We start from the raw sequence: 16657 nt of genomic DNA, 5'->3' as shown, positions 1-16657 counted from the left end.
AGCTAACCCACCATCCTCTCGCCGATTTGCCTCTGCCGCAGCGCGATCCGTGCTCGCCAGTCGTCATCGGAAATCTTGTTTGATTCGTAGTGCGGCAGCGCGGTCGCCACCTCGTCGATGTCCACCAGCTCGACCGTCGGGCCGTCGGCCTCGGTCATCTCACGGGACACCCGCTGCCAACGGAATTGCAGGAAGCCCTTGCCGTGGCCGAGCGTCTCCACCCAGTTGGTCACCCCGGGGCTCCGGTCGGAGACGACGATGCGGATCTTCCCGTCCGGATCCGCCTGCGCCTGAGTGCCGTTCAGCGATGTCTGGTGGTTGATGTAGTCCAGTGAGATGTACCAGAGGCTACCCAGCTGGAAGCCGAGGTACGGCGCGTCGGTGACGGGCAACGTGATGATCAGCGCCTGATCCGGCGTCAGGTCGAACTGCCCGGCCGACGAGTACTGCGTCGACAGGCCGCCGGGCGTCAGCCGCGGCGGGACCATCGTGTTGGCCGGGCTGTCCGTGTAGAACCACTGCGGGAACTGGAGCCAGGTCTTGACCCGCTGAACGAGTTGCTTGCCCGCGACGGCATAACGCTTCTCGATGAGCTCTTTGGTCAATGGAGGAGGCGCCGTCCCCGCGGTGTCGGTGCGCTCGATCGCGAACGTGCCGCGACGCGCTGACCAGTCGTTGTAGACCTCGCGGATCACCAGCTGGGAGGGCGTGGCCGGGGTGAACCGCCATTCGAAGGTGCCGTCGCTGGCGACGTCGAGTTTGCGATCGTCGAAAGCCGTTGCACTGTCCGGAACTTCGGAGTCGGTGTACTCGCCACCAAGCAGTTGGAAGCTCACGTCGGTGGTGGTGCCGCGCGTGCCGGTGACGACGTACTCGTGGCCGGGTTGCACACGAGTGCCGAAGTACATGGTGTCCGGGTTGTCGAGGCCCATCTTCGTGAAGGGACCGGTGCCGCTGTGCAGGAACGGGTGGTCGCGGTCGTAGTCGAACGCGACGTGCGTGCAGCCCGAGATGCAGCCCGCGAGGTACTGCAGGCCCTCCAGCAGATCAGCCTCGGACTCGATGAAGGGTGCGGCGGCGACGAGGTTCTCGGCCTCGGCGATGGCATCGGCCAACGGTTGTGAGTACATGCGGACTGCTGCCTCCCGGTGCTGCGACGGCCAAAGTGGTCCAATATTGGACCGAGCTGGTAGATTCCGCTTCGACACTAGAACGTGTTCTAGTTCGAGTCAACGTGCTTCGGAGGACTGGCGCCTATGTCGGACAGGGCATCACCGCCGACTCAGCGCGTCGTCGCGGTCCTCGACTTCCTCGCTCGGCACCCCCATGACCGGTTCGGGCTGTCCGAACTCGCCCGCCGGCTCGCGGTGAGCAAGCCGACCTGTCTCGGCATCCTGACCACGCTTACGGAATCCGACTACCTGATCCGCGACGCCCAGGACAAGACGTATCGACTCGGCCCGAGACTCATCTCGCTCGGCCATACCGCTCAGGAGTCGATGCGAGTCAACCCGGCCGCGCGCGAGGAGCTCCGCCGCCTCTCCTCGGCCTACGGCACCACCGCGGCCCTCTCCGCAGTGATCGACGACCGCATCACGCTGCTCGAACTGGTCGGACCGCCCGGTGCCGAGGTCGGCGTGCGGATCGGTCAGAGCTACCCGTTCGCCCCGCCGGTCGGTCTGATGTTCGTGTTGTGGGACGACGAGGCGCTGCGAGACTGGCTGGCCAAGGAGCCGACGATTCCGTTGCGAACCGACACCGACCGTCTCGATCGCGTGGTTGCCGAGTGCCGTACGGAGGGCTATCTGGTCGAGCGGCTAACGCCCGGCGGGCGGCGGCTGTATGCCCTGATGGCGGGCATGTCCAGCGAGTTGCCCGACGAACTGCGCGCGCTGCTGGGTGAGCTGGTGTCCGACGTCGGCGAACGGGTCTACCTGCGCAGCGAGGCGACCGCCCGGCAGCGCCAGGACGTCAGCGTCATCTCCGCGCCGGTCTTCGATCATCACCAGCGTCAGGTGATGGTGGTGTCGCTGCAGATCGGCCGTGCCCTCACCCGCAGCGAGATCGCCGAGCGGGCGCGCGGCCTGATGGCGACCGCCGATGCGCTCACGACGTCGTTGGGCGGGGTCAAACCCCGCCGTTGACGACGCGAAGCTCAGAAGATCGTTGACACCCACCGAGTTGTCTGACATCTTACATCTCATGAGTCCCGAGGCGACACGAGGCCGCGAACAGCGTCAGCTGCTGTCGGAAGAGGTGCGTCGCCAACTCGCCGACGAGCTGTCGAACGGCACGTACGCGCCGAACGAGAAGCTCCCGTCGGAGCCGGAGTTCGCCAAGCGCTACGGCATCAGCCGGCCCACGCTGCGGGAGATTCTCAGTGGTCTCGAACGCGACGGTCTGATCCGCCGGGTGCACGGTGTCGGCACCTTCGTCACGCCGAAGCGGACGCGTGTGCACAGCACCCTCGACCTCGACATCGGGGTCACGGAAGCGGTCACTGCCGCACGGGCGAATCTCAACGTCGAAGTCGTCGAGGCGAAGATCGGACCCGTCAGAGCATGGATCTCCAATGCGCTCGAGCTTCCCGAGAACGCTGAGGCGTTCAGGATCGAGCGAATCATCCGGGTCGACGGGGTGCCCGCGACGCACGGCTTCGACGTGATCCCGCTGTCGATCCTCGAGCGCGCCGGCTCCCCCGCCTACGACGGCGGCTCGGTCTACCAGTTCCTCGAGAGCCGCTGCGGCGTCCACCTCGTCGGCGGTGTCGCCGAGATCTCCCCGGTGGCGGCCACCGCCCGAATGGCCAAGATGCTGGATTGCTCCCGCAACAGCCCCCTTCTGCGGCTCGAGCAGACGGAGCGGTCCGCCGACGGGCAGCCCGTGCTCCTGTCCCAGGAGCACTACGCACCCGACGTCTTCAGCCTCACCGTGCACCGGCTCCGCCGCGACCGCACCAACCTCACGGGAAGGCGCGCACCCACAGACGAGGGATGACACCCTGCCCTCCCTCCGACAACACAATGCAGGTCGCGGCGCTGCGGACTGCCACACCAGGAAAGAGAGAAACGCCGTGACCGACGACCAGCTATCGCACACCCCGCAGGCGCTGCCACAAACCTCTGACGAAGACGAGTTGCGCGCCTTCGGCTACGAGCCACAACTCGAACGCTCGATGGGCGCCTGGAGTTCGTTCTCCATCTCCATCTCCTGCATGTGTGTCACCGCAGGCGTGTTCACCACCTACGCCTACTCCCTCGGCATGGTCGGCCCCGTCTTCGTCTGGACGTGGTTGATCGTCTCCATCGGACAGATCCTGGTGGCACTGGTGCTCGCCGAGTTGGCCGGCCGCATGCCGATCAGCGGATACGCCTACCAGTGGACGTCACGGCTGATCAACTCGCACTACGGTTGGTTCGTCGGGTGGGCCGGCCTGATGGCGTTCATACCGGGTTTCACCGGTCTCAACTTCGGCCTGGCGCCCGTGCTGTTGAACCGGCTCGGCATCGAGATAACGACCACGTCGACACTCATCGTCGTCGTCGTCGTCCTGGTGTCCCAGCTGGCCATCAACCTGGCCGGGGTCCGGGTCGCCTCCCGAATCAACAACGCCGTCGCCTTCGCCGTCGAGATCGGTCTGTCGATCATCCTGACCGCCATCCTGCTGATCGTCGGCTTCGTGACCAATCCCGTTCAGGGACTGAGTTTCTTGACCACGACCACGGTCGACGGCAATGGCTTCTTCACCGCCATCCTGCTCTCCGGACTCCTGGCGATGTGGGTGCTCACCGGCTTCGAGGGAGCGGCCGACCTCGCCGAAGAGACCAAGATGGCCACCCGGCACGTGCCACGGGCCGTCATGCGGGCCCTGCTGTTCGCGATCGTCGTGGGCTTCCTGATGATCGTCGGGCTCACGATCAACATCGACAACCTCACCGACACAATCGGTTCCGACGTGCCCGTCTCCCACATCCTGGTCACGGCCCTCGGGCCGGTGGGCGCCGCGATCTTCGAGTCCGTGGCGATCATCGCCCTCTACGCGGGCGGACTGGCCAACATGGCGGCGGCCAGCCGGTTGATGTTCTCTCTGTCCCGCGACAACATGTTGCCCGCATCCGCGGTGCTGAAGAAGGTCTCGCCCAGCACAAAGTCCCCGAGCGCCGCCCTACTCGTCGTCTCGGCGATGAGCCTGGCCCTGGTCCTCGTCGGCACCTACGGATCGTCACAAGCCATGGCCCTGATCGTCGGCATGGCGGCCTTGGGCTATTACGCCGTCTACGGCCTGACCGTGGTCGCCGTGTTGATCGCCTCGCGAAACGGATCGCTGCCCACGAAGACCAGTTTCGACCTGGGCAGCTACGCCGGTCCCGTCCGGGTGGCAGCGCTGCTGTGGACGTTGTTCGTCGTGGGCTGCCTCACCATCCCCGAGTTGAACCACCAGACCGCGCTGATGGCCGGCGCCTTCTTCGTCCTGGCCGGCATCTGGTACGCGACGGTGCTGCGCCATCGGATCAGAGAAGACCAAGCCGGCGTTCCCAATGGAGGCACCATCCGATGAGCGACATCGTCGACGGCTACGTGAAGAAGGGCTTTCGCGATGCGGCGCCCTACAACGCCGAACACCACGACTTCGCCTGGCAGCATCGGCAACTCGCGCGCATGATGTCCAACGAGTGCCCGATACCACCGTCCGAGGGGGTTCGCGCAGCGGTTCGCAGGGCCTTCGACATCGGCCATCTGTACCCCTACTCGGGCAAGGATCTAGTGGCGGCACTGGCGCGATACAACTCGGTTGCCCCCGAATCGATCGTGCTGGGCAACGGGTCCACCGAAGTGCTCGACGTTCTGGTGCGATTGCTGGTGGGTCCCGGCGACGAGACCATCATCGCGTCGCCGACATACGCGTTCTTCGAGAGTCAGACGCGCATCAACGGCGGCGTGCCGCGGTCGGTGCCGCTGACCCCGAAGACGTGGGAACTCGACGTCGACGCGATGCTGGCCGCGGTCACGGATCGGACGACGATCATCTTCCTGTGCAGCCCCAACAATCCGACCGGAAAAGGTTGGAGCACAGCGCAATTGATTCGCCTGCTGGACACCGGGATACCCGTGGTGGTGGACCAGGCCTACCTGGAGTGCGGTTACGCCGAATCGTTCGCTCCGCTCATCGCATCCCATCCGAACCTGATCATCGCGCGGACCATGTCGAAGGGGTTCGGCTTGGCGGCGCTGCGCGTCGGCTACCTGATCGGCGATCCGGAGCTCATCGACATCGTGACTCGAGTTCGAATCCCGTTCAGCATCAGCCTGATGGGGATCTGGGGCTGCCTGCAGGCTCTGGACGAACCCCACGAACTCGAACGCCGGAGGGCGTTCATCAGCTCGGAGGCCGATCGGCTGCATGCCGCGATGCAACGGATGGACGGTGTCGAGTCGTACCCCTCCGACGGGAACTTCGTCCTGGCCGACATCTCGGCGAGTGGCCGGTCGGTCTCCGTCGTCGTGGATGCCCTTCTGGCGGAGGACATCCTGATTCGTGCCATGGGCGCGCACGGGCTGAAGGGATCCCACGTGCGGGTGACGGTGGGCACCGTGGAACAGAACGACCGCTATCTGCAGCTGCTGCAACAGCTCCTGGCTCCCGTCGGCCATGATGTGTGATCCACCGCCATGACTCAGCACTTCTTGGCGTTCGACGTCGGAACCAGCGGCGTGAAGGTCGTCGTCGTCGATGAGGACGGCCGGCTGCTGGAAAGCGCTTATCGGCCCTACGGTCTGGTGATGGTCGCCGATGGCGGCGTCGAGCAGGATCTCGGACCGATCATCGACGCGGCGCTCGACGCGGCGCGGGACGTCATCGGCAGAGTGGGAACGGCGATCACGGGCATCAGCGTCACGGCGCAGATGTTCAACGTCGTGGCCGTCGATGTGAGCGGCCGACCACTGGCCCCGATGATCAGCTGGCTGGACCAGCGCGCCGAGGGAGCTGCCGCCGCCCTCGCCAAGATCATGCCGCCCAACGAGCAATTCAAGCGACTCCATTCGGTGGTTTCCGGCAAGGACATCGTCCCGAAGATCTCGTGGCTGCGCGATGAACGGCCCGACGTGTACGCCGCCAGTGCCAAGATCCTGGACTGCAAGGAAGCCGTGGTCATGCACTTGACGGGCGTTGCCGTCACCGATCACGCGGGCGCCTCGGCCTATCGGCTCTACGACCAATCGACACGCGACTGGAATGCCGAGGCCTGTGACGCAACGGGGATCGACGTGGCCAAGCTGCCGAAGGTGTGTGGGGGCACCGACGTGGCGGGCTACCTCCGGCCCGACGTCACGCGACTGCTCGGCCTCACGGGCGACGTGCCGGTCTACGTCGGTGTGGGCGACGTTCCGGCGAGCCAACTCGGTTCGGGTGCAATCGATCCCGGTGATCTCCACGTCAGCCTCGGTACCGCCGTGTACTTCGGGCTCGTGATGCCCGAACCCAAGATCGACCCCCGCGGACGACTGGGTGCGCTGGCTCACGCCGACCCGGACCTTTGGATCCTCTGGCTGGAGATCGCCACCGGAGGTGCCGCCCTGGCGTGGGCCGTCCGGCTGCTCGGCCTCGACGACCCCCCGCCCGTGGACTACGCGCGCGTGGAGCAGTTGGTGCGCGACAGCGCAGACGACATGGACGGCCTGTTGTTCGCCCCCTGGCTCAGCGGCGAACGGGTACCCGTGTTCGACGACTCCGTCCGGGCCTCGTTCGTTGGCCTCAGCCTGCACCATGGTCCCGGCCACGTCTTGCGGGCGGTGATGGAGGGCGTCGCCTTCCAGATGCGGTGGGCGTTGGAGTACGCCATGGACTACGGGCAGGCCGTGACGCGGATCAGAGCAGTGGGTGGCGGGACCATGGGGTCGGAGTGGATACAGATCATCGCCGACATCCTGGAACGCCCACTCGAGACCATCGACCAGCCGCAGGATGCCGCGGCGATCGGCGCGGCGGCGTGCGCGATCGTGGGAAGCGGTGCGCAGTCGGACTTTTCATTTCTGACTGGCCGCGCGACGGTGACCCGCTGCCATGTGCCGGACGCGGCGCGCGCGCTGGACTACTCCGAACGCTACGTGCACTACCGCAGGCTGTACGAGGCGCTCCATCCCATCTATCACCCATGAGCGACGGCAGGGAGCGACCGCGATGACGCATCGGTGCGTGGTGTTCGACCTCGACGGCGTGCTGGTCATGTCCGAGCACCTGTGGGAGCAGGGATGGCACTCGGTCGCCGCCGACCGCGGTTACTCGTGGCTGCCCGACGACACCAGGACCTGTCAGGGCAAGAGCGTGCCGGAGTGGGCGCGCTATCTCGGCGACCGCACCGGGTTGGACCCGCGAACCGCGGCCGACGACGTCATTGGCACGGTGGCGGCCGCCTACGATCGCGGCGAGGTGCCGCTGATCACCGGCGCCTTGGAACTAGTTCAGTCCGCGGCAGCGAGAGTCCCAGTGGCCCTTGCGTCGTCGGCGCCGCGCGAGATCATCGACCGGGTCATGACCGCCACGCCGATCGGCGCGTACTTCGGCGCAACGGTGTCGAGTGCCGAGGTAGCAGCGGGCAAACCCGCTCCCGATGTCTACCGGGAGGCAATCGCCCGACTGGGTGCGCGCAGTTCGGGCAGCCTGGCGGTCGAGGACTCCAGCAACGGCGTTCGAGCCGCCGCGGCCGCGGGGCTGCAGGTGCTCGGGATGGAACACCACCAATACCCCATCGACGCGGATGCGGCCAGCCGCACCGTGGGGATCTATCACGCTCTCGACGAGGTGACCGCGGTGCTCGTCCGACTGCTCGATGGCAGTGCCGAATGAGTCAGCTGGTGCTGGCAAGCGCGAAGGGCAGGACATCCGGCGCCCCGGCCTCCCGCACGACGCGCGCGGCCATCGTCAACGTCCAGCCGGTGTCGGTCATGTCGTCGACCAGCAGGACCGGCCCGCCCGCCCCGCCGATGACGGCAGGGTCGGGTGGTAGCCACGATCCCTGCAGGGCGGCAACGCGGTAGGCCGAGTTGGCCGCCGCGACCGGACGACGTTCCGGTGCGTATTGCAGGGTGCCCAGGTCGGTGAGCCGGCCGAGCCTGGCCAGCTCGCGGGCCAACGAGGCGACCAACAGCGGGTGCCGTCCGGAGTCCATCGCCAACACCGCGGTGGGCCTGGTCTTCCAGTCCCATGACGCCAACACCTTGACGGCTGCACCGACGACGTCATCGGGCACCTCAGCGTCTGGTTCCTCGAGCAGGCGCCGCAGCCGGGCTCCCCACCCCAGGTCGGTGAGCCTGCCGATCACGCGTCCCGGTGCCGGACCGTCGGCGATCTTGCCGCTGAGCTTCACACCGAGCTTGGCCAGGCCGGACGGCCACTGCTTGCGCGGCGAGATCTCCACACCGGGCCGCATGAGCCGTTGCCGGGTGTCCTCGGCCGACGACGCGTCGACGTCGGAGTCGTAGCGATTTCCGGTGCAGTTGTCGCACCGGCCGCAGCGCTCATCCTCCGCGAGTTCCGGATCGTCGAGCTGCGCCCGAAGGAAGGTCATCCGGCATCCGTCGATCGCCTGGTAGTCGAGCATGGCCCGCTGCTCGCGCTTGCGGGCTTCGTCGAGCTTGCGATAGCGGGCCTCGTCGTACTCCCATGGCATCCCGGTGCCGATCCAGCCACCCTTGACGCGGCGCACCGCCCCGTCGACGTCGAGCACCTTCAGCACCATCTCCAAACGCGTCCGGCCAAGGTCGACCAGCGGTTCGAGCGCGGGCGTGGACTGCGGGCGCTCGGGCTCCAACGCGTCGATCACGTTGCGCACCATGGCTTCCGACGGGAAGGCGACGGACGAGAAGTAGCGCCAGACGTCCTGATCCTCGTGGCCGGGGAGCAGCACCACCTCGGCGCTGGCCGTCGAACGACCGGCACGCCCAACCTGCTGGTAGTACGCGATCGGCGACGACGGGGCACCGAGATGCACCACGAAGCCGAGATCGGGCTTGTCGAAGCCCATGCCCAGCGCCGAGGTGGCGATCAGCGCCTTGACGCGGTTGGCCAGGAGGTCGGCCTCCAGTTGCTCGCGTTCAGCGGTCTCGGTGGCTCCGGTATAGGCCGCGACGGCGTGGCCCTGATCGCGGAGGAGCGCCGCGACGTCGTGTGCCTGCGCCACGGTCAACGTATAGACGATGCCCGACCCTGGCAGTGAATCGAGTTGTGCGGCAAGCCAAGCCGCGCGCTGGGCGGGGTTGCCCGCCTGGACCACAGAGAGTCGCAGCGACTCGCGGTCCAGCCCGCCGCGAAGGACCAGGGTGTCGCGGCCGCCCACGCCCAGCTGGCTCGCGACGTCCTCGACGACGCGGTCGTTGGCGGTCGCAGTGGTGGCGAGCACGGGAACGTCGGTGCCCAGCTCGGCGATCAGCGTGCGGATGCGTCGGTAGTCGGGCCGGAAGTCGTGCCCCCAGTCGGACACGCAGTGCGCCTCGTCCACGACGACGAGGCCGGCGTCGTGGGCCAGCGCGGGCAGCACCTGATCACGAAAGTCGGGGTTGTTGAGGCGTTCCGGGCTGACCAGGAGGACATCGAGGTCACCGCTGCGGACGCGATCGTGGATCTCGTCCCAGTCGGTGACGTTGCTCGAGTTGATGGTGGCCGCCCGCACGCCAGCCCGGTCGGCGGCCTGCACCTGGTTTCGCATCAGCGCCAGGAGCGGCGAGACGATGACCGTCGGTCCGTGCCCGGCGGCGCGGAGCAGCTTCGCGGCGATGAAGTAGACCGCCGACTTGCCCCAGCCGGTCCGTTGCACGACGAGCGCTCGACGGCGCTGCACGACGAGCGCCTCGATCGCAATCCATTGGTCGTCGCGTAGAACTGCCTGCGGTCCGGCCAACTGTTCGAGGATCGTCTGGGCGTCTTCCCGGGTTGGCGTCATGCGCCCATCGTGCCCGCCTGGTCCGACGGCCTAACGATCGAGGCAACGTCGAAGCGCCGCGGTGAGGTCATTGGCGCGGTGGTCGCGCGGGGCGATGAGGTTGTTGACGTACCCGAAGCCGGTCTGACTGTCGGCGTCGGCGAAGCCGAGGCTGCCGCTGACGCCGTCGTGCCCGAACGACGAATCCGACAGCAGCGGACGGAACGGGATGCCGTTGATCAGGAACCCCGTCGAGAACCGGATCCCCGGCGCGTTGAGCGCCGACGACCAACCGTCACCCGCCGAGCGGACGGTGACGGCATCGGCGAGCGAGGCCGGGGTCAGCAGCGGCGCGCCCAGCACGGGGGACACCGCAGCGCCGTAGATGGCGGCCAAGGCGCGCGCGTCGAGAATGCCGTTGGCAGCCGGGATCTGGGCGGCATGCACGGCGGGTGTGTTGAAGTCGCCGGCGCAACCGTCGATCAGCGAGAACGGGAAGGCCGAACCCAGGGTGACCGTGCGCACCGCGGGGGCCTTGCCGATGCGTCTCAGCACCTTGGGGAGCGCACGGTAGCTGCCGCGCAGGAGCCGCGACCGGGGTGCATGCATCCGGGCCACCCGATGCTGCAGCGCGCCGGGCAGCCCGATCCACGCGTCGACGCCGAGGTCATCGGTGAGGTACTCGGCGAGTAGTGCTCCCGGCATTCGCCCCGTCGCGCGGCGCAGGATCTCGCCGGTGAGCCATCCGAAGGTCAGCGCGTGATAGGCGAAGGCGGTGCCCGGCGCCCACAGCGGTCGCTGGGCTTCGATCGCTCGAATCACCGGCTCCCAGGCGAGCACGTCATCGAGGGTCAGGTCGACGTCCAGTGCCATCAGCCCGGCCCGGTGCGCGAATACCTCGCGAATAGTGATGTCCTGCTTGCCGTTTGCCGCGAACCGCGGCCACAGTGCCGCGACCGGGGTGTCGAAGTCGAGCAGTCCGCGCTGGTGCGCCAGATAGCCGCAGAGCGCCATCAGCCCCTTGGAGACCGAGAAACCGATGGTGAGCGTGTCGGCGGACCATGGCCTGCCGGTGACGGCGTCGGCGGTCCCGCCGTACAGGTCGACGACCAGTCGACCACGGTGGTACACCGCGCAGGCCGCCCCCATCTCGTCGCCCCGTCGGAAGTTCTCGACGAAGGCGTCGGCGACGGGACCGAAACCCTCGTCGGCGAATCCGGGGAACTCGGCCACGGCCGCCATCCAAGCACTGTCGAGCCGCCGACGCGCGGGCCGGTCACCGTCGAATCACACGATGATCGGCTTTCCGTCCAGGGTCCATCCGGAGGCGGTGTAACTGCTCTTGGGCACGTTCGGGGAAGTGATCAGCGGCGTCAGGGTGGTCTTCTTCAGCGAGATGTTGGTGAACTTCACATTGCTGACGGTGCCGGCATCGACCACGATCCCGACGTTGCGTTGAGCCGTGGGGGCGGTGGACGTGATGGTGACGCCGGAGATGGTGACGTCGTTGATGGTCTGCTTGGCGTTGCCGGAGTACACCAGCACCGCCCCGTGGACGACACCGCTGTTGTAGTTGGCGCCGGTGATGGTGCCCCCGATGACCTCGACGTGGTTGACCGACTGGGTGAAGTACGGGCTTCCCTCGGTGGCGATGTAGATGGCGGCTGCGTTGGTGTTCGACACCGTGACGTTCCGGTAGGAGATGTTCTGGCCGCCCACGACCGATAGGCCGCGGCCCCAGGTGGTGCCGTTGATGACGGGCGCAGTGACGATGATGTCGTGGACGATCCGGCCCCCGTCACCCTCGTACGAGATCATCGAGATGCCATCGTCACCAGCAGCGGTGACGACGGCGTTGTTCACGGTCCCGTTGTTGGCGCCGTTGGTGATGTGGATGCCATCGGCGCGGGTGTTCGACACCCGCACCTGGTTCAGGGTGAAGTAGCTCGCACCGTTGACGAAGACTCCGGCGGCTGCCGAGCCGTTGATGGAGACGTTGGTGACGGTGTCACCCCGCCCGGCGATCACCAGCTTGTGCTGCTCGAGCGCGGAGTAGCGGGCACCGGTCAGCGCCGCCGTGAGATTGAGATTCGACACCGAGACGTTGTCGGCCAGGATTTGCACCGACGAGGTGGCATCGTTGGTGGCTTGCAGGGTGGCGCCGTTGCCGTTGATGGTCACGCCGGCCACCCGGATCTTCAGCACGCTGTGCTGGTAGGTGCGATTGGCCAGCGTCAGGGTGTCACCGGCCTTCAGCTGATCGAAGATCGCCTGCAGTGCCGCAGTGGTGTCCCCCGACGCCGGTACCGAAGACATTTGCGGTGACGGTTTGGTCGATGCCTGCGCGGGAGCCGTGGCCGGGCGGTTGACGGTCACGGAGACCGATGCGGTCGAGCCGTAGCCCGGGCTGAACAGGCCCATCAGGCCGTGGAAGTGCGAGGCGGCATTGGCTTCGGTGACGGTGACGGTGAACTGATCGGTCGTATCGGCCGACGAGGCCGCGAAGCTCGGGGTGTAGACGAAGTTGCCCGCCGAGTCGATGACGACCGTGCCATTGGCCGGCTTGCTCGCCGAGTAGATCAACGGGTCACCGTTGGCGTCGAATCCGTACACCTTGCCCACGATCGTGCCGTCGCCCTGCAGCGTGTTCTCCCCCGGTTTGTAGGACACGGTCGGCGTGGCGTTGGAGAACATGGCTTGGAATTGCAGGGCGAATGAGTTCAGCCAGTCCATCAGACTCATTGGCGCAGGCGCCGGTGCCGGTGCGGCCGCGGCGGCCATCGATATCGTCGCCGTCGCGGGCGATGTCGTCGCGACGCTGGCGGCGCTCTGGACGGCGAGCACTACGGGTGTGGTTGCAGCTGCCGGGGCGGCCGCTGCGGTCGGTTCCGTCACCGCCGCGACGCCCGACTCCGCAATCGGGGCCTCCTTCGTCACCGTGGCCGTGGTGGCGGGTTTTGAGGCGGCGGCGAACGTCGCGGTCGCGGTTTCGGTCGACGGCGACGATTTCTTCGACGTCGACGCCGACGCCGTGGACTTGTGCTCCGTCGACTCCTCAACCGAGTCGGTGTCCGCCGTTGGCTCCGCGGCCGTGGTCGTGTCCGTGGTCGGAGTCGTGTCCGTGGTCGGAGTCGTGTCCGCGGTCGGACTCGTGCCTGTGTCCGTGGTCGTTGCGGACTCACTCTTCTCGGGTTCGGCCTCGGTTGATGAATTCGATGTAACCGCGTTGGAAACAGATGATTCTTTTACATTCGAAGTGGACGGTTCGGAGCTCAAAGATACCTTTGGTTTGATATTCGATCCACTTGTGGCAGAGGTTGCCACATTCGTATCTTTTGACTCTGACTTCGTCGGCGGGTCGGACACGCTCGACCCGGATGATTCGTTGGACGTCGATGACGAAGAGTCGGATGAATCCGCCCATGCAACGCCACTACCTGCGAATATTCCGGCGCCGATGCCGAGTGCTACGGCCAACGCGCCGACCCTACCGACGTATGCTCCAGCGGCCATGATCCCGATCCCTCCGACCAGCTTATATCGCTATGAATTAGCTGTCGCTGAGTGTAAAGGGAAAAAAGAGTTTCATGACGGAATTGATGATTTGCATTCTTTCGACATCGACGAAATGTCAGGGAATGCATTTTCAAAACATATTACGTCAAATAGTATTTATTTGCCGCAAATGAATTCGCGCGCTTTAATGAGTGACCAGGGGTCCCGCGGCCGGGCAAAGGGGTCTTCGCCAGAATCGCACTGACGCACCTTCGGCAAACATTCCGCGGTGGCGTCTCGGGATCGGCGTCGCCCGCCGCTGGTGAGCAGGCGGATACCAGCCCGGCTGTACGCAAGAGGGCGGCTGGCGACGGTGAAGCCGGTCGGTGCGTTGCCGGTTTCGCACTCGGCGGCTACGTGGCGGCCGCGGCTGCGTAGGTGTGGCAGCGGTTACACCACGCGGCGGCGGTTACGTGGTGGCCGCGGCGTCCTGTTCGCGTTTGATCTCCAGGGCGATGTCGATCAGTTGATCTTCCTGACCACCGATCAGCTTGCGCTGCCCGGCCCGGTGCAACAACTGATGCGCCGGCACCCCGTAACGCTCCGACTGCCGGATGGCGTGCTTGAGGAAACTGGAATACACCCCCAAATAGCCCATCACCAACGCGTTGCGGTCCAGCAGACACTCCGCAGGCATCGCGGGCCGCACCACGTCCTCGGCGGCGTCGGCGATCTCGAAGAAGTCGATTCCCGTCTTCACGCCGATCTTGTCGAACACCCCGATCATCGCCTCCACTGGCGCGTTGCCCGCACCCGCACCGAAACGCCGGGTGCTGCCATCGATCTGCTTTGCGCCAGCCCGCACCGCGGTCACCGAATTGGCCACGCCGAGGCCGAGGTTCTCGTGCCCGTGGAACCCGACCTGCGCATCCTCACCGAGCTCGGCGACCAACGCCGCGACCCGGTCAGCCACCCCCTCGAGCACCAACGCTCCCGCCGAATCCACCACGTACACGCACTGACACCCCGCATCGGCCATGATCCGGGCCTGAGCAGCCAGCTTCTCCGGACTGATGGTGTGGCTCATCATCAGGAAGCCCACGGTCTCCAGGCCGAGTTCGCGGGCCAGTCCGAAGTGCTGGATGGAGACGTCGGCCTCGGTGCAGTGAGTGGCGATGCGGCAGATCGAGCCGCCGTTGTTCTGTGCCTCCTTGATGTCCTCCTTGGTGCCCACGCCCGGCAACATCAGGAACGCGATCTTGGCTTCCTTGGCCGTCTCGGCGGCCAACTTGATCAACTCCTGCTCCGGGGTCTTGGAGAAGCCGTAGTTGAACGACGACCCACCCAACCCATCACCGTGGGTGACCTCGATGACCGGCACCCCCGCCGCATCCAACGCCGCGACGATCGACCCCACCTCCTCGGCGGTGAACTGATGCCGCTTGTGATGCGACCCGTCCCGCAGCGAGGTATCCGTCATCCGGACGTCCCAGATGGGATTGAAGAAGATGTCGCTCATGCGTGCCCTCCGGTCGTGGCGGCGAGTACTTCCTTGGCGATCTCCTCGCCGACCTTCGTCGCCGCGGCGGTCATGATGTCCAAATTCCCCGCATACGGCGGCAGGTAGTCCCCCGCACCCTCGACCTCGACGAACGTCGTCACCAACGCGTGCCCACCCGAGTACACCGACGGTGGATCGAACTGCGGCTCGTTGAGCAACCGGTACCCGGGCACGTAGGTCTGCACCTGCGCCACCACCTCCTTGATCGACGCGGTGATCGCCTCCTGATCGGCGTCCTCTGGAATCGCGCAGAAGATGGTGTCGCGCATGATCATCGGCGGATCCGCCGGATTCAAGATGATGATCGCCTTACCGCGCTTCGCGCCACCGATCACCTCGACACCCCGGCTGGTGGTCTTGGTGAACTCGTCGATGTTGGCCCGCGTCCCCGGCCCCGCCGACGCCGACGACACCGACGCCACGATCTCCGCATACGGCACGTCCACCACCCGCGACACTGCGTACACCATCGGAATGGTCGCCTGCCCGCCACAGGTCACCATGTTCACGTTCGGCGCATCCAGATGCTCACGCAGATTCGCCGGCGGAATCACCCCCGGCCCCACTGCCGCGGGCGTCAGGTCGATCGCTCGGATACCCGCCGCGGCATACCGCGGCGCCGCATCACGATGCACGTAGGCACTGGTCGCCTCGAACACCAGATCGGGCTTCTCGTCGAGCGCCAACAGCCAGTCCACACCCTCGTGCGACGTCTCCAAACCCAGCGTGCGGGCCCGCGCCAAACCCTCACTCGCCGGATCGATGCCGATCATCCACCGCGGCTCCAACCACTCCGAACGCAGCAACTTGTACAACAGGTCGGTGCTGATGTTGCCCGACCCCACGATCGCAACCGTCGCCTTCTGCGGCATTCTGAGTGACCTCTTCTACTCGAAAGACAGGTGGACTGAACCTAAACCAAGGAAGTCGGCTACGAAATCGTCACCGGGACGAGCATCTATCGCACGTGTGCACGACCCCGGCAGCACGATGTCACCGGCTCGCAGGCGCACCCCGAACTGGTCGACCTTGCGGGCCAACCACGCCACTGCGGTCACCGGATTGCCGAGCACCGCATCGCTGCGGCCCTCGGCGACGACTTCACCATTGCGGGTCAGCACCGCGTCGATGGTGCGAATGTCGATGTCCTTGGGCGACACACGATCGCGGCCAAGCACCCACCCGGCCGAGGACGCATTGTCGGCGATCGTGTCGCACAACTTGATCTTCCAGTCGGTGATCCTGGTGTCGATCAGCTCGATCGACGGCGCGAAGGCCGCCGTCGCGGCCAGCACGTCGTCCTCGGTACAACCCTCGCCGGGAAGGTCATCGGCAAGAATGAAGCCGACCTCCACTTCCACTCGGGGATACAGAAATCGGCCAGCCTCGACGGGGACGTCCTCGAAGACCTCCATGTCGTCGAGCAGATGACCGTAATCCGGCTCGTCGACGCCCATCATCTTCTGCATGGCCTCCGACGACAGACCCACCTTGTGCCCGATCACCCGCGCACCGTCGGCCACCCGCGCCCGGATGTTGATCAACTGGATCTCGTAGGCGTCGACCACGTCGACGTCGGAATACCGGTCGGTCAACGGCGTCATCGCGACCTTGCCGCGCTCGGCCTCGGCGAGTTCGGCGGCAAGATCGGCGCGTGCTGCAGACGACAACATCGGTGAAGTCC

Annotated in this window: 14 protein-coding genes; 7 read left to right on the top strand and 7 right to left on the bottom strand. The window is 66.2% G+C overall.

Translation table 11 applies throughout. From position 1 onward, the window contains the following. Window positions 1-2: 2 nt before the first annotated feature. Window positions 3-1130 (bottom strand): hypothetical protein, encoded by a 1128-nt coding sequence (locus QUE68_RS03555; protein ID WP_284224590.1) that lies wholly within the window; start codon window positions 1128-1130, stop codon window positions 3-5. A 126-nt stretch (window positions 1131-1256) separates the two neighbouring features. On the opposite strand from QUE68_RS03555, the gene QUE68_RS03550 reads away from it, so the two are divergent. The 6 genes from QUE68_RS03550 to QUE68_RS03525 all read left to right on the top strand — a co-directional run bounded on the left by QUE68_RS03550 (window position 1257) and on the right by QUE68_RS03525 (window position 7846). Next, window positions 1257-2144, top strand: a complete 888-nt coding sequence (locus QUE68_RS03550; RefSeq protein WP_284224589.1) for an IclR family transcriptional regulator — start codon at window positions 1257-1259, stop codon at window positions 2142-2144. Window positions 2145-2202: 58 nt separating this feature from the next. After that, window positions 2203-2997, top strand: a complete 795-nt coding sequence (locus QUE68_RS03545; protein WP_284224588.1) for a GntR family transcriptional regulator — start codon at window positions 2203-2205, stop codon at window positions 2995-2997. Window positions 2998-3073: 76 nt separating this feature from the next. Further along, a complete protein-coding gene (locus QUE68_RS03540) occupies window positions 3074-4558 on the top strand; it encodes an amino acid permease (RefSeq protein ID WP_284224587.1) in 1485 nt (494 codons plus the stop codon). Further along, window positions 4555-5661, top strand: coding sequence for a histidinol-phosphate transaminase (hisC, locus tag QUE68_RS03535; RefSeq protein ID WP_284224586.1), 1107 nt, complete (start codon window positions 4555-4557; stop codon window positions 5659-5661). The genes QUE68_RS03540 and hisC overlap by 4 nt, the downstream gene beginning before the upstream one ends. Before the next feature lie 9 nt (window positions 5662-5670). After that, entirely contained in the window at window positions 5671-7158 is a 1488-nt protein-coding gene (locus QUE68_RS03530; protein WP_284224585.1) for a xylulokinase, read from the top strand. A gap of 22 nt (window positions 7159-7180) precedes the next feature. Then, window positions 7181-7846, top strand: a complete 666-nt coding sequence (locus tag QUE68_RS03525) for an HAD family hydrolase (RefSeq protein ID WP_284224584.1) — start codon at window positions 7181-7183, stop codon at window positions 7844-7846. A gap of 1 nt (window position 7847) precedes the next feature. On the opposite strand, the gene QUE68_RS03520 is transcribed toward QUE68_RS03525, so the two are convergent. Genes QUE68_RS03520 through QUE68_RS03510 form a run of 3 tightly spaced genes read right to left on the bottom strand, consistent with a single transcriptional unit; the run spans window position 7848 to window position 12611 of the window. Continuing rightward, window positions 7848-9938, bottom strand: coding sequence for a RecQ family ATP-dependent DNA helicase (locus QUE68_RS03520; protein WP_286275157.1), 2091 nt, complete (start codon window positions 9936-9938; stop codon window positions 7848-7850). Between the two features lie 30 nt (window positions 9939-9968). After that, window positions 9969-11159: a serine hydrolase domain-containing protein gene (locus QUE68_RS03515; RefSeq protein ID WP_284224582.1), complete on the bottom strand. Its 1191-nt coding sequence runs from the start codon at window positions 11157-11159 to the stop codon at window positions 9969-9971. Between the two features lie 45 nt (window positions 11160-11204). Then, window positions 11205-12611 (bottom strand): Ig-like domain-containing protein, encoded by a 1407-nt coding sequence (locus QUE68_RS03510; protein WP_284224581.1) that lies wholly within the window; start codon window positions 12609-12611, stop codon window positions 11205-11207. Between QUE68_RS03510 and QUE68_RS03505 the strand changes: the two genes are divergently transcribed. Next, window positions 12595-13677 (top strand): hypothetical protein, encoded by a 1083-nt coding sequence (locus QUE68_RS03505; protein ID WP_286275156.1) that lies wholly within the window; start codon window positions 12595-12597, stop codon window positions 13675-13677. The genes QUE68_RS03510 and QUE68_RS03505 overlap by 17 nt on opposite strands. 204 nt (window positions 13678-13881) lie before the next feature. Here the strand turns inward: QUE68_RS03505 and dmpG are convergent, their stop codons facing one another. The 3 genes from dmpG to QUE68_RS03490 are packed head-to-tail and all read right to left on the bottom strand — an operon-like array spanning window position 13882 to window position 16646. Further along, window positions 13882-14931, bottom strand: coding sequence for a 4-hydroxy-2-oxovalerate aldolase (dmpG, locus tag QUE68_RS03500; protein ID WP_286275155.1), 1050 nt, complete (start codon window positions 14929-14931; stop codon window positions 13882-13884). Continuing rightward, window positions 14928-15845, bottom strand: coding sequence for an acetaldehyde dehydrogenase (acetylating) (locus QUE68_RS03495; protein ID WP_284224578.1), 918 nt, complete (start codon window positions 15843-15845; stop codon window positions 14928-14930). Before QUE68_RS03495 ends, dmpG begins: the two co-directional genes overlap by 4 nt. A gap of 15 nt (window positions 15846-15860) precedes the next feature. Beyond that, a complete protein-coding gene (locus QUE68_RS03490) occupies window positions 15861-16646 on the bottom strand; it encodes a 2-keto-4-pentenoate hydratase (protein WP_284224577.1) in 786 nt (261 codons plus the stop codon). Window positions 16647-16657 lie beyond the last annotated feature (11 nt).

The organism is Mycolicibacterium sp. TUM20985, assembly GCF_030295745.1.
Taxonomy (GTDB): Bacteria; Actinomycetota; Actinomycetes; order Mycobacteriales; family Mycobacteriaceae; genus Mycobacterium.
This window is presented reverse-complemented; position numbering and strand designations above follow the sequence as displayed.

Coding starts and splice junctions, on each gene's coding strand:
- QUE68_RS03510 (WP_284224581.1), bottom strand. CDS start 12,611: ATGTTCTCCAACGCCACGCCGACCGTGTCCTACAAACCGGGGGAGAAC.
- QUE68_RS03515 (WP_284224582.1), bottom strand. CDS start 11,159: ATGGCGGCCGTGGCCGAGTTCCCCGGATTCGCCGACGAGGGTTTCGGT.
- QUE68_RS03495 (WP_284224578.1), bottom strand. CDS start 15,845: ATGCCGCAGAAGGCGACGGTTGCGATCGTGGGGTCGGGCAACATCAGC.
- QUE68_RS03545 (WP_284224588.1), top strand. CDS start 2,203: ATGAGTCCCGAGGCGACACGAGGCCGCGAACAGCGTCAGCTGCTGTCG.
- QUE68_RS03520 (WP_286275157.1), bottom strand. CDS start 9,938: ATGACGCCAACCCGGGAAGACGCCCAGACGATCCTCGAACAGTTGGCC.
- QUE68_RS03490 (WP_284224577.1), bottom strand. CDS start 16,646: ATGTTGTCGTCTGCAGCACGCGCCGATCTTGCCGCCGAACTCGCCGAG.
- QUE68_RS03550 (WP_284224589.1), top strand. CDS start 1,257: ATGTCGGACAGGGCATCACCGCCGACTCAGCGCGTCGTCGCGGTCCTC.
- dmpG (WP_286275155.1), bottom strand. CDS start 14,931: ATGAGCGACATCTTCTTCAATCCCATCTGGGACGTCCGGATGACGGAT.
- QUE68_RS03530 (WP_284224585.1), top strand. CDS start 5,671: ATGACTCAGCACTTCTTGGCGTTCGACGTCGGAACCAGCGGCGTGAAG.
- hisC (WP_284224586.1), top strand. CDS start 4,555: ATGAGCGACATCGTCGACGGCTACGTGAAGAAGGGCTTTCGCGATGCG.
- QUE68_RS03525 (WP_284224584.1), top strand. CDS start 7,181: ATGACGCATCGGTGCGTGGTGTTCGACCTCGACGGCGTGCTGGTCATG.
- QUE68_RS03555 (WP_284224590.1), bottom strand. CDS start 1,130: ATGTACTCACAACCGTTGGCCGATGCCATCGCCGAGGCCGAGAACCTC.